This window comes from Aliarcobacter sp. (assembly GCF_041672065.1).
Taxonomy (GTDB): domain Bacteria; phylum Campylobacterota; class Campylobacteria; order Campylobacterales; family Arcobacteraceae; genus Aliarcobacter; species Aliarcobacter skirrowii.
Map to the genome: position 1 here is coordinate 1 of NZ_JBAZAH010000051.1, position 12,025 is coordinate 12,025.

14 protein-coding genes and 1 pseudogene are annotated in these 12,025 nt (G+C 27.7%); 10 read left to right on the forward strand and 5 right to left on the reverse strand.

The annotated features are described in order from the left end of the window. The 4 genes and pseudogenes from WC168_RS07640 to WC168_RS07655 all read left to right on the forward strand — a co-directional run. Positions 1-632 (forward strand): annotated as a pseudogene (locus WC168_RS07640) (bifunctional phosphoribosylaminoimidazolecarboxamide formyltransferase/IMP cyclohydrolase PurH); the annotation flags it as partial. Between the two features lie 42 nt (positions 633-674). Continuing rightward, complete coding sequence (locus tag WC168_RS07645) at positions 675-2,594, forward strand: ABC transporter substrate-binding protein (RefSeq protein ID WP_372618499.1); 1,920 nt, start codon at positions 675-677, stop codon at positions 2,592-2,594. After that, entirely contained in the window at positions 2,591-3,868 is a 1,278-nt protein-coding gene (locus WC168_RS07650; protein ID WP_372618501.1) for an adenosylmethionine--8-amino-7-oxononanoate transaminase, read from the forward strand. The genes WC168_RS07645 and WC168_RS07650 overlap by 4 nt, the downstream gene beginning before the upstream one ends. Before the next feature lie 17 nt (positions 3,869-3,885). Continuing rightward, entirely contained in the window at positions 3,886-4,101 is a 216-nt protein-coding gene (locus tag WC168_RS07655; RefSeq protein WP_066159138.1) for a 4-oxalocrotonate tautomerase family protein, read from the forward strand. Positions 4,102-4,119: 18 nt separating this feature from the next. Here the strand turns inward: WC168_RS07655 and WC168_RS07660 are convergent, their stop codons facing one another. Next, positions 4,120-4,461: a DsrE family protein gene (locus tag WC168_RS07660; RefSeq protein ID WP_066159135.1), complete on the reverse strand. Its 342-nt coding sequence runs from the start codon at positions 4,459-4,461 to the stop codon at positions 4,120-4,122. A 77-nt stretch (positions 4,462-4,538) separates the two neighbouring features. Between WC168_RS07660 and WC168_RS07665 the strand changes: the two genes are divergently transcribed. Genes WC168_RS07665 through msrA form a run of 3 tightly spaced genes read left to right on the forward strand, consistent with a single transcriptional unit; the run spans position 4,539 to position 5,640 of the window. Continuing rightward, complete coding sequence (locus WC168_RS07665) at positions 4,539-4,898, forward strand: methionine-R-sulfoxide reductase (protein WP_066356161.1); 360 nt, start codon at positions 4,539-4,541, stop codon at positions 4,896-4,898. Between the two features lie 16 nt (positions 4,899-4,914). After that, positions 4,915-5,142, forward strand: coding sequence for a DUF2798 domain-containing protein (locus WC168_RS07670; protein ID WP_066159129.1), 228 nt, complete (start codon positions 4,915-4,917; stop codon positions 5,140-5,142). 12 nt (positions 5,143-5,154) lie between these two features. Beyond that, entirely contained in the window at positions 5,155-5,640 is a 486-nt protein-coding gene (msrA, locus tag WC168_RS07675) for a peptide-methionine (S)-S-oxide reductase MsrA (RefSeq protein WP_372618504.1), read from the forward strand. Here msrA and WC168_RS07680 read toward each other — a convergent pair. Continuing rightward, the gene (locus WC168_RS07680) at positions 5,637-5,978 is read right to left on the reverse strand and encodes a hypothetical protein (RefSeq protein WP_066350533.1); all 342 of its coding nucleotides are present in this window, start codon (positions 5,976-5,978) and stop codon (positions 5,637-5,639) included. The two genes, msrA and WC168_RS07680, sit on opposite strands and share 4 nt — an antisense overlap. Positions 5,979-6,048: 70 nt before the next feature. Here WC168_RS07680 and WC168_RS07685 point away from each other — a divergent pair, with 70 nt between their 5' ends. Continuing rightward, a complete protein-coding gene (locus WC168_RS07685) occupies positions 6,049-6,363 on the forward strand; it encodes an MTH1187 family thiamine-binding protein (RefSeq protein WP_066159118.1) in 315 nt (104 codons plus the stop codon). 38 nt (positions 6,364-6,401) lie between these two features. Then, positions 6,402-7,307 (forward strand): polyphosphate kinase 2, encoded by a 906-nt coding sequence (gene ppk2 / locus WC168_RS07690; RefSeq protein ID WP_066350534.1) that lies wholly within the window; start codon positions 6,402-6,404, stop codon positions 7,305-7,307. A 19-nt stretch (positions 7,308-7,326) separates the two neighbouring features. Here ppk2 and aroC read toward each other — a convergent pair whose 3' ends face one another. Genes aroC through WC168_RS07705 form a run of 3 tightly spaced genes read right to left on the reverse strand, consistent with a single transcriptional unit; the run spans position 7,327 to position 10,177 of the window. Continuing rightward, complete coding sequence (gene aroC / locus WC168_RS07695; RefSeq protein WP_372618507.1) at positions 7,327-8,403, reverse strand: chorismate synthase; 1,077 nt, start codon at positions 8,401-8,403, stop codon at positions 7,327-7,329. A gap of 2 nt (positions 8,404-8,405) precedes the next feature. After that, the gene (rnc, locus tag WC168_RS07700) at positions 8,406-9,080 is read right to left on the reverse strand and encodes a ribonuclease III (RefSeq protein ID WP_066159900.1); all 675 of its coding nucleotides are present in this window, start codon (positions 9,078-9,080) and stop codon (positions 8,406-8,408) included. A 47-nt stretch (positions 9,081-9,127) separates the two neighbouring features. Next, on the reverse strand, positions 9,128-10,177 hold the full coding sequence (locus WC168_RS07705; RefSeq protein ID WP_372618509.1) for a tetratricopeptide repeat protein: 1,050 nt from the start codon (positions 10,175-10,177) through the stop codon (positions 9,128-9,130). Between the two features lie 78 nt (positions 10,178-10,255). Here WC168_RS07705 and dnaG point away from each other — a divergent pair, with 78 nt between their 5' ends. After that, positions 10,256-11,890, forward strand: coding sequence for a DNA primase (gene dnaG, locus WC168_RS07710; protein ID WP_372618511.1), 1,635 nt, complete (start codon positions 10,256-10,258; stop codon positions 11,888-11,890). The last annotated feature ends 135 nt before the right edge of the window (positions 11,891-12,025 follow it).

Sequence of the window (12,025 nt, forward strand, 5' to 3'; positions counted from 1 at the left end):
TAAATGGAGTAGTTGATAAAGAGTTAGCAGAAAAAATGAATGAAATTTTCCTTGAAGTTGTTTTTGCAGCAGATTTCACTGCAGATGCTGTTGAAGTTTTTGAAACTAAAAAAAGAATCAAACTATTCTCACAAGGAACAAAATATTTAGAACTAGCAAATGATAGTTTTGATTTCAAAAGAGTTGATGGTGGTTTTGTATATCAAGAGGCTGATAAAGTTGCAGATGATGAGGTTAGAAACTCTAAACTTATGTCTTTAAGAGCTGCAACTCTTCAAGAGATAAAAGATATGGAAATAGCTTACAAAATAGCAAGTTTGACAAAATCAAACTGTGTTGTGTATGTTAAAAACTCTGCAATGGTTGCTGTTGGAATGGGAATGACATCTAGAGTTGATGCTTCTAAGGCAGCACTTAGAAAAGCTAGTGATATGGGATTAGATGTAAATGGAGCAGTACTAGCATCTGAAGCATTTTTCCCATTTAGAGATAGTATTGATGAGGCACAAAAAGCTGGTGTTAAGTGTGTGATTGAACCAGGTGGAAGTATTAGAGATGACGAGATTATAGAGGCTGCAAATGAGTATGGTATGGCTCTATATTTCTCAGGAATTAGACACTTTTTACACTAAAATCTATACCAATTTTGGTATAGATTAAAAATGAGGTATATTTTGAAAAATTTTAGTTTTCTTATATTTTTAATAACACTTCTTCATACAACTCTTTTTTCAAAAGATTTAACAAAAGTTAAATTACAACTAGCGTGGTTTAATCAGTTTCAATATGCTGGATATTATGTTGCAAAAGAGAAAGGGTTTTATGAAGAAGTTGGATTAGATGTTGAAATTTTACCATTTTCATTTGATAAAAATATTGTAAAAAGTGTAAATGATGAGAGAATAGAGTTTGCAATAGGTAGAGAAAACCTTATTTTAGATAAATCAAACTATGAAAATATTGTTGTATTAATGGCACTTTTTCAAGCCTCACCTATTCAAATAATTGCTAAAAAAAGTTCAAATATAAAATCTTTAGAAGATTTTAAAAATAGAAAACTAATGATAACAAGTGATGACTCTATTGAGGTCTCTTTTAAAGCTATGCTAACTTCAAGAAAAATTGATATAAAAAATATAAAGTTAATTTCTCACTCTCATAATATTCAAGATTTAATAGATGATAAAGTTGATTTAATGACGGCATATAGTTCAAAATCTCCATATTGGTTAAATCAACATGGTATAGAGTACATAACTTTTGCTCCTAGAGATTATGGATTTGATATGTATAGTGATTTTTTATATACAAATAAAAGCATGATAGATTTTAAACCAGATATTGCATTAAAATTTAGAAATGCTAGTTTAAAAGGTTGGGAAGAGGCATTTAATAATATCGAAGAGACAGCCAGACTTATATTTACAAAGTATAATACTCAAGATTTAAGATTAGAAGAGTTGATTTTTGAGGCAAATGAGTTAAAAAAATTGGCATATTTAAATAATAATATTTTGGGAGATATAAAAGAGGAAAAAGTACAAAGAATATATGATTTATACAATATTATGGGATTTATTCAAAAAGAGTTTAAAGTAGAAGAGTTTATTGCTTTTAAAAATAGTAATAAACTAAATGAGTGGTTTATTTTAAATTTTGGTGACTATTATAATTTATCATCTCTTTTTAAATTTTTATTTATTGTTTCTATAATATTTTTTGTAATTTTTTATAGACAATATCTTCTAAAAAATGCAAATAAAAGATTAAAAAGTTTAGTTAAACTAAAAACAAAAAGATTGCATGATGTAAATAAAAAGTTAGCAAATAAAATAAAAAAAGAGTTAGAGATAAATTTAGAAAAAGATAGAATTCTAGCTCAACAACAAAAGATGATCTCTATGGGTCAAATGATAGAGAATATCGCTCATCAATGGAGACAACCATTATCTATAATTAGTACAAGAGCAAGTACTTTGAAGCTCAAAAATGATTTAAATATGCTAGAGAATAAAGAGCTAAATGAGGCTTTAGAACAGATTGTTAGTACTTCTAACTATCTATCTCAAACAATTGATGACTTTAGATATTTTTTTAAACCACAAAAAGAGAAGGCAATTTTTTCTTTGAGTTTGGCTATACAAAAAAGTATTGAGCTTACAAAATTAAGCTTAGAACAAAATGATATAAAAGTGATATTTAAAGAGCGAGAAATCAATATTTATGGTTATGAAACAGAGCTTATACAAGTTTTCATAAATGCAATAAATAATTCAAAAGATGCTTTTTTTGAAAAAAATATTAAAGATAAATTGATATTAATAAATCTAAAAATTATAAAAGATAGAGTGCATATTGAATTTTTAGATAATGCTTTAGGTGTTCCTGAAATGATAATAAATAAGATATTTGAACCATATTTTACAACTAAACATCAATACAATGGGACAGGAATAGGGCTTTATATGTCAAGCGAAATTATTACAAAACATATGAAAGGTAGTATATTTATGGTAAATTGTGATTTTACATATGAACAACAACTTTATAAAGGAGCAAAACTTACAATTGTTTTGGATATTGCAAAAAGATGAAAACTAATTTAGAAATAGATAAAAATCACATTTGGCATCCATATAACTCTTTACCATCAAAAACTCCTATTTGGGCTGTTAAAAAGACAAAAAACTGTAAGATTTTTTTAGAAGATGGAAGAGTTTTAGTTGATGCAATGAGCTCTTGGTGGAGTGCAATTCATGGTTATAATAACAAAAAAATATATAAAGCTTTAAAAAAACAGGCAAAAATTATGCCTCATATTATGTTTGGTGGATTAACTCACGAACCAGCAACTACTTTAGCACAAAAACTAGTAGAACTTACAGGTTTTAACTCTGTTTTTCTTTGTGATAGTGGAAGTGTTTGTGTGGAAGTTGCTTTAAAAACAGCAATTTTATATCAAAAAGCAAAAGGTAAAGATAGATATAAGTTTTTAGCTCTTGAGAATTCATATCATGGAGATACATTAGGAGCAATGAGTGTTTGTGATCCAAAAAACTCTATGCACTCTTTATATGGAGATTATTTAAGTTCTAATATTTTTGCATCATCTCCAGCTTTAGGTTTTGAATCAGATTTTAGTGAAGCTTTAAAAGATTTAGAAGATAAATTAGAAAAACATAAAGATGAGTTAGCTGCTTTTATAGTCGAACCAGTTGTTCAAGGAGCTGGTGGAATGAGAATTTATAATCCAAAATATCTTGAAGAGGCAAAAAAACTTTGTGAAAAATATGATATTTTATTGATTTTTGATGAGATAGCAACAGGTTTTGGGCATACAGGAGAGATGTTTGCTTTTAACCATACAAATATAAAACCAGATATTTTAACTATTGGAAAAGGTCTTACAGGTGGAACTTTAACAATGGCTGCTATGCTTACAAGTAAAACTATAAGTGATACAATCTCTTCAAGCTCTATTGGTGTATTAATGCATGGACCAACATTTATGGCAAATCCACTTGCATGCAGTGTTGCAAGTGCTAGCATTGATGAGCTTTTAAACTCACCTTGGAAAAAAAGAGTAGAAAAAATAGAGAAGCATTTTAAAAAAGAGTTAGAGATATTAAAAGATGAGGCTATAGTTTATGATGTAAGAGTTATTGGCTCTATTGCTGTTATTGAGTTAAAAAGTAGTGATTATGCTTCAATTTTACAAGATTTTTGTGTTCAAAATGGTGTTTGGCTTCGTCCTTTTGGAAAACTTTTTTACTCAATTGTTTCTTATACAATTACAAAAAAAGAGTTGTTTAAAATAACTAATACCATGATTGAAGCTATAAAATATTTAGAGATAAAAAATAGATAGGTTTAAGGAGGTTTGAAATGCCAGTTATAAATATTAAAATGACACATGAAGATGGTGGAGCTACAAAAGAGCAAAAAGAGAGATTAATAGAGGGAATCACAAAACTATTTGCAGATACTTTTGATGGAAGAGGTGCAAAAAGTGCAGTTGTAATTATTGAAGAGGTATCTTGTGATAATTATGGAATTGGTGGAAAAAGTATCACTAATATTAGAAAAAACTCTAGTAAGTAAGCAAAATATTTGCTTACTTTATACAGTTAAAACAGAATAACTCTCATCTTTTAGAGCATTTGTTAAAAGCTCACCTGTGTGAGTTATCTCAATTCCTAGTGTTTCTAGCTCCTCTGTCGCCCCATAATCCTCAACACAAACAATACAAGCACTCATTTTTACACCTGTACTTAAGATATATTTTAGTTTCTCTTGAATAAAAGTATCTTTTACAAGTAAAATTGATGGACCCCAAAGCATTAAATGAGCAGTTTTGAAATAATTTCGCTCTAAAACTACACTTGAGTATAAAAGTGGAAAATTAGTTGCAACTTCAATATCTGCATTTGACCATACTATTAGTAGGTTCTCTTTTTGCATTTTACCTTCTCCTTAAATTGATAAAGTTATAATATTTTTTTAAATAAATATAATACTATTTAAAAGGAAAAGAGTAGATGAAATATAATCAATTAAATGATGAAGAGAGATATGTAATAGAACAAAAAGGAACAGAGTATCCTTTTAGTGGAGTTTACAACGATTTTTATGAAGATGGAGTATATCTATGTAAAAAGTGTGATGCACAACTTTATAGAAGCGAAGATAAATTTAAATCATCTTGTGGTTGGCCAAGTTTTGATGATGAGGTAGAAGGCGCTATAAAAAGAGTTTTAGATGCTGATGGAAGAAGGGTTGAGATTATTTGTGCATCTTGTGGTGGACATTTAGGACATGTTTTTGAAAACGAAGGATTTACTTCAAAAAATATTAGACACTGTGTTAATTCTTTGTCACTAAAATTTATTAAAAAATAGAATATAAGGATTTTTAATGATAGATAAAAAATATGATAAATATATATTTGCTTTAATTATGGGAACTGTAATGAGCTTCATTATGAGCTTTGTTATTACATTTATAAATTTAGGATTAGTAGATGGGTTTTTTTATAGATGGATGGAAGCTTTTTTTAAAGCTGCAATTTGTGCAATTCCTATTATAGTTTTTGTTGCTCCAAATGTAAGAAGAGTTGTAAATATTATTGTAAAACAAGATTAAAAAGGATTTAGTATGAAAGAATCAAAAGCATATTTTGTAGGCGGCTGTTTTTGGGGAGTAGAGTACTATTTCCAAAAACAAAATGGTGTGAAAAGTGTAGTTTCTGGTTATATGGGAGGATTTGTAGATAATCCAACATATGAGATTGTTTCAAGTGGATTTAGTGGTCATTTAGAGAGTGTTGAGCTTGTTTATGATGAGAGTGTTGTTGATTTTGAAACTTTAGCAAAGCTATTTTTTGAAATACATGATTTTACTCAAACAAATGGTCAAGGTCCAGATATAGGTTCTCAATATCTTTCGGCGATATTTTATTGCAATGAAGAACAAAAAAGAATATCACAAAATTTGATAGCTACTTTACAAAAAAAAGGGTACAAAGTAGCAACCACTTTATACCCTGAAGTAACTTTTTATAAAGCTGAAAATTATCATCAAAATTACTATAATAAAACAGGAAAACTCCCTTATTGTCACGCTTATAAGAAAGTTTTTTAGTTACTAACACCTAAGATATAGTAGATTGGTTTTTTATCCAATCTCTCTATATCTACATTATATTTTTTTGCCCACTTCCAAACTACATCGTGAAACTCTTCTAAAATCTCGTTTGAATCAGCTTCATCACATTTTATTTTAAAATAGTCAGTTTTATTTGATAACCCAACATAAGCATTTAGTTTTTTTAATTGGTCATTTAAAGTTAAAATATGTTTTGCAAATTTTTCATAACCTTTTGTAACATCAATTGCTTTTTGAGCCTGTTTTAAAGCCCCTTCATTATTTGAGTATCCAAGTTGTGATAATATAACTTCAGCTGTTACGTCTAGTTGCATAGAGATCCTTTTTATTGAAATTTTTATATACTAGCAAAACAATTTAAAATATTAATTTAAAGGATGCTTAATGTCAGTTTTAATGAGTTTAGCAATGTTTCCAACAAACACAGTTGGAAGTAAAAGTAAAGAGGTTTCAGAAGTTTTAAATATAATAAAAAATAGTGGATTAAAATATCAATTAACATCAATGAATACAATAGTTGAGGCAAAAACTCTAAAAGAGCTTTTAGATTTGGTAAATCTTTGTTATTTAAAACTTGAAGAGTTAGGATGTAGTAGAGTTTATGCGACTCTTAATTTTGATATAAGAAGTAGTGGAGAAAATAGAATAGAGAGTAAAATAAAATCGGTAGAGAAGCATATAGGGGAAGTTTCTAAATAGTTTTAGTATAATAAAAAAATTTAAATAAAGGGGAAATTATGTCATTTGACAAGTTTTATGAAAAGAGTCGTAGATTAAATGCAAATATGAGTTTAGATGAGTTTAAAGCAAAATTAGAAGAGGGAAATGGAAGTTTTTTAAGTGAAATACATTCAAAATTTATATATAGAACAAAAGATGAGATATTAAAACCATATCAAGTAGAGTTAATTAAACTTCAAGAGCATCTTGAAAAACATAATGAAAAGATGATTATACTTATGGAAGGAAGAGATGCTTCTGGAAAAGGTGGAGCTATTAGAAGAATTACTAGATATATGAATGAGAAACATTATAGAGTGGTTGCACTTGGTAAACCTTCAGATGTTCAAAAAACACAATGGTATTTTCAAAGATATGTAGAGCAATTTCCAAAAGGTGGAGAGATAGTAATATTTGATAGAAGCTGGTACAATAGAGCTATGGTAGAGCCTGTTTTTGGATTTTGTACACAAAAAGAGTATGAAGTATTTATGAATAGTGTTCAAAGATTTGAAGAGGATTTGATTGATCATGGTATTCACTTTTTAAAAATTTATCTATCTGTTTCAAAAGAGGAGCAAGCAAGAAGATTTGAAGAGAGAGAAGAGAATCCTCTAAAGCAGTGGAAATTAAGTGAGATTGATTTACAAATGCAAAGTCGATGGGAAGAGTTTACTCAAAAAAAATATGATATGCTAAAAAGAACAAATACTGAAAAATCTCCATGGACAATCATAAGAAGTGATACAAAATTTTTAGCAAGACTTAACTCAATAAAAGTTATTTTAAACTCTGTTGATTATGAAGGAAGAGATCCTAGACTTGATTATGAAGTAGATAAAGATATCGTAATTACAGCAAATAGAGAGTTAGAAATTATGGATTACAAGAAAAAAGCTGGGATAACTCAAGGTTTAATATAAAACATAAAAAGTGTATAAATTATTTTTTATACACTTTTTTAATATTTTCTACTTTTGATGACATATTTAATAAAAGCATATCAGCAAGAACTAATGCCATCATGGATTCAGCAACAACACTTCCTCTTATAGCAACACAAGGATCGTGTCTTCCTTTTAGTTTACACTCTACTTCATTTCCGTAAATATCAACTGTATCTTGCTCTATAAAAATAGATGGAGTTGCTTTGAAGTATACCTTTACATTTATATCATCACCATTTGAGATTCCTCCCAAAATTCCACCACTATGGTTTGTTTTAAATCCAGATTTTCTTATTTGGTCATTGTTATCAAATCCCAAAACTCTAGATGCTAATATTCCATCACCAATTTCAACAGCTTTTACAGCATTTATACTCATCATTGCATTTGCTATTTGTGCATCTAATTTATGATAAATTGGCTCACCTAGCCCAACTGGACAATTTTTTACATTAATAAGTGCAACCCCACCAACACTATTGTGAGAGTTTTTGGCTTTTAATATAGCATTTTTTTGAGCATCTTCAACATTTGAATCAAGTGCAAAAATTTCTGAATTTCTAGCATTTTCAAAGTTCAAATTATCTGCTTTTATACCATCTATCTCACAAATTCCGCTTCTTATATCAATGTTTAATTCATTTAATAGAAGTTTTGCAATAGCTCCAGCTGCAACTCTAGCTGCTGTTTCACGAGCTGAGCTTCTTCCTCCACCTCTATAATCTCTAATCCCATATTTATTAAAATATGTAAAATCAGCATGTCCTGGTCTGAATAGATCTTTTATATTTGAGTAGTCACTTGATTTTTGATTTTCATTAAAAATAATCATTGCAATTGAAGTTCCTGTTGAATAACCTTCAAAAACACCACTTAAAATCTCAACAACATCACCTTCAGATCTTTTTGTTGCAAATTCATTTTGACCTGGTTTTCTTCTATTCATTTCACCTTGAATAAACTCCTCATCAATTTTTATTCCAGCTGGAACACCATCAACTATACAACCAAGGGCTTTTCCATGTGATTCACCAAAAGTTGTAAATCTAAATCTATGTCCAAATGTATTCAATATTAATCCTCTTTTAGTTTTTCTATAGCAATTTTTGCAGCTGCTTGTTGTGCTAATTTTTTACTTTTTCCACTAGCTTTTCCAAAATTCTTACCATCTATCCAAATAGATACTTCAAACTCTTTTTTGTGATCAGGTCCATAAGATCCTTCAATAACATATTCAGGAATTGATGCAAATTTTGCTTGAGTAATCTCTTGTAGGGCTGTTTTATAATCACTAAATAAAACATCTAAATTTATCTTATCGTAAGATTTTTCAAGAAGATTTAAAATAATTGGTTTTAGTGTCTCTAAGCCACTCTCTAAGTATATTGCTCCCATAATAGCTTCAAAAGCATCTGAAAGTATAGATGATTTTGTTCTTCCTTTATTTCTCTCTTCTGCATTCGAAATAAAGATAAAATCACCCAAATTTATCTCATTTGCTAATCTTGTAAATCCAGTTTCATTTACTAAACTAGCTCTTATTTTAGAAAGCTCTCCCTCATTTGAGTTTGGAAATTTTGTGTATAAATACTCTCCAACTATAAGGTTTAAAACAGCATCTCCTAAAAACTCCAGTCTTTCATTATTGTATGGTTTTTTGAAACTTTTATGTGTAAGTGCTTCGATTATCAGGTTTTTATTTTTAAACTGATAATCCAAACACTTTTCAAGTTTTGAATAATCGCTCATATTGCTCCTTTTAAAATTTTTGTAAGTATATCAAAAATATACTATTTTTATTGTAGTGATTGGTTTGTATTAATGAAACCTTTTACTAAATGGTGTTTAACTTTTAAAGATAAAATAGAGTGACAGTTTGGGCATCTTGTATCATAAAATGGAGATGATTGTTTACATGAGCTACATATAAATTCAAAATTTAAATCACCTTTTTTTCTATTTTTATGTCTATTTATTAAAATCAATAAATCTAAATCAAAATCTAAACTAGAATCGACACTATTTATATACCCTTTAGAGGTATAAAGTTCTTGTAAAAATGGTATGTTTTCTATAGCTTTAAAATCAATTTCATCTTTTGGCAAATACCATAAAATATCAATTATATCTTCAAAATTAAACTCATTTATATGTTTATAGAAAAACTCTTTATTAAAATTTATTATAAAATTTAGAAAAACTCTCTCTAAAACTTTGTTATCTAAGTATAATTCATAGAGTTTTTTTGTTCTTTTTTCATTTGTTAAAACAGGGTCATTTAAAATAATCATATAATCAAAATAGATTTTTTCTAAACTTAAATCAACCTCTAACTCCTCTAAAGAGTTACATATCTCTTTAGCTTTTGTATAGTTTTTCATCTTCTCATTTACTAAAATAAGGTTAGTTAATGCATTTTTATTTCTTGGAGAGAATTTTAAAATTTGAAGAAAAATATCGTTTGATCTTTGTAAAAAACCACCTTTTAAATATGTAGCCCCTAAAACTTCAAGTAACTCCTCTTTTTTTACTCTATCTTGAACAACCTCTAATAGTGCTAAATATACACTAATTGCTCTATTTAAATCACCTTTGTGTAAAAATGTATTTGCTAAAAGTAAAATAGAGTCGAAAGGAAGATTATAAGTTTTGTATAAATTAACATAGTCATTCTCTTTTAATTTACCAAGCTCAAATCTTTTTGATAGTTTTCTATACTCTTTTCTTCCCTCTCTCTCTTTATAAAGTCCATAAGAGTAAGTTATAAATGATATTAAAAAAATAAGAAAAAAGAAAAAAATAACACCAACGATTGGATCTCTATATCCCAAAATTAAACTATCCATTGAAGTCCTCTTTAAATTTTAAAAAATCATATTATCATAAAAGTACATATAAAAAAATAAAAGAGTATAATTCGCACCATGATAAAAAAAGAGTCAATAGAGAGTTTAAAAAATCAATTAGATATTGTAGATATAGTTTCGCAATATATTGAGTTAAAAAAAAATGGAGCAAATTTTAAGGCTTGTTGTCCATTTCACAATGAAGATACACCATCATTTGTTGTAAGTCCATCAAAACAGATATATCACTGTTTTGGTTGTCAAGTTGGTGGAGATAGTATTAAATTTGTAATGGAGTATGAGAAGCTTAGTTATCCAGAAGCTATTGAAAAGTTAGCAAATCTTACAAATTTTACTCTTCAATATGAAGAGAGTAGTGTTAAACAAACTGATACAAAAGTAATTGATGCTATTAAAAATTTTTACCAAAAACAGTTTATTGCAAATGATTCAATAAAAGATTATTTAAAACAAAGAGGTGTTTTTGAATCATTTATAGAGAAGTTTGAAATAGGTTACGCATCTAGTTCAAGCTCAACTATAGATTTTTTAAAACAAAATCACTACAACCTAAATGATGCTATTGAGTTAGGAGTTATTAGTCAAGGAGATAGTGGATTATATGCAAGATTTATAGATAGAGTAATTTTTCCAATATACTCTATAAATGGTAAACTTGTAGGATTTGGTGGTAGAACTTTAACAAATCATGGTGCAAAATATGTAAACTCACCTCAAACACCAATATTTAATAAATCAAAACTTTTATATGGTTATCATATAGCAAAAGAGAAAATCTATAAAACAAATAAATTAATAGTTTGTGAAGGTTATTTGGATGTAATTATGCTTCATCAAGCAGGTTTTTCAAATGCAGTTGCAACTTTAGGAACAGCTCTTACAAAAGATCATCTTCCACTTTTAAGAAGAGGTGAACCAAAAATTATTTTAGCTTATGATGGAGATAAAGCTGGATTAAATGCTGCTTTTAAAGCCTCTTTGATGCTTAGTCAAAGTGGATTTGATGGAGGAGTTGCAGTTTTTGAAGATGGAAATGATCCAGCTGATATGGTAAAAGATAATAAAATAAATGAGCTTGAGAAAAAGTTTTTAGAGCCAAAACCTTTTATAGTTTTTGTTTTAGATTATATAATAGATTCATATGATATCTCAAATCCAATTGAGAAGAAAAAAGCGCTAAAAGATTCAAATGATTATTTAAATACCTTAGATATTTTGTTTCAAGAGGAGTATAAAAGATATATTGCCCAAAAACTAAATATAAAAGAGAGTATGATTTTTACTTCAAAAAATGTAGCTAGAAAAAATCAACAAAATTTAACTGCTTATGATATAGGAGAACTATGTATTATAAAATCAATTTTAGATAATCCAAAAAGATTAGATATGGTTTTGGATTTAGTAACACCCTCTATGTTTGAACATCACGAAGATGAGTTTAAAGCACTTTTAAATGATATAAATGATGTTTCATTAAATAAAATTTTATTAAATGATAAACTTGAAGTTTACGATGATGAGAGATTAAACAAAGAGTTATTGGTTCTTTTATATAAATTTTATTCAAATAAACTTCTTAGCCTATCATATGAAACAAATATTGATTTTAAAGAAAAAGTCAATTTAATCAAAAAAATTAAAGATAATTTGTATGAATTAAAACAGGGAAAACTTACAAAATTTAATTTATAAATTAAACTAACTTTAATAAAATCTTAGCTAATATTCCCGTTCTAAATTAAAAAGATAGTATAAATTAAGCCAAAATTATGCTTGTAAAAAATAAGAGGAAAAGAAGATGTACGCAATTATCAAATGTGGTGGGAA

Coding starts and splice junctions, on each gene's coding strand:
- WC168_RS07650 (WP_372618501.1), top strand. CDS start 2,591: ATGAAAACTAATTTAGAAATAGATAAAAATCACATTTGGCATCCATAT.
- WC168_RS07655 (WP_066159138.1), top strand. CDS start 3,886: ATGCCAGTTATAAATATTAAAATGACACATGAAGATGGTGGAGCTACA.
- WC168_RS07660 (WP_066159135.1), bottom strand. CDS start 4,461: ATGCAAAAAGAGAACCTACTAATAGTATGGTCAAATGCAGATATTGAA.
- WC168_RS07665 (WP_066356161.1), top strand. CDS start 4,539: ATGAAATATAATCAATTAAATGATGAAGAGAGATATGTAATAGAACAA.
- WC168_RS07670 (WP_066159129.1), top strand. CDS start 4,915: ATGATAGATAAAAAATATGATAAATATATATTTGCTTTAATTATGGGA.
- msrA (WP_372618504.1), top strand. CDS start 5,155: ATGAAAGAATCAAAAGCATATTTTGTAGGCGGCTGTTTTTGGGGAGTA.
- WC168_RS07680 (WP_066350533.1), bottom strand. CDS start 5,978: ATGCAACTAGACGTAACAGCTGAAGTTATATTATCACAACTTGGATAC.
- WC168_RS07685 (WP_066159118.1), top strand. CDS start 6,049: ATGTCAGTTTTAATGAGTTTAGCAATGTTTCCAACAAACACAGTTGGA.
- ppk2 (WP_066350534.1), top strand. CDS start 6,402: ATGTCATTTGACAAGTTTTATGAAAAGAGTCGTAGATTAAATGCAAAT.
- rnc (WP_066159900.1), bottom strand. CDS start 9,080: ATGAGCGATTATTCAAAACTTGAAAAGTGTTTGGATTATCAGTTTAAA.
- WC168_RS07705 (WP_372618509.1), bottom strand. CDS start 10,177: ATGGATAGTTTAATTTTGGGATATAGAGATCCAATCGTTGGTGTTATT.
- dnaG (WP_372618511.1), top strand. CDS start 10,256: ATGATAAAAAAAGAGTCAATAGAGAGTTTAAAAAATCAATTAGATATT.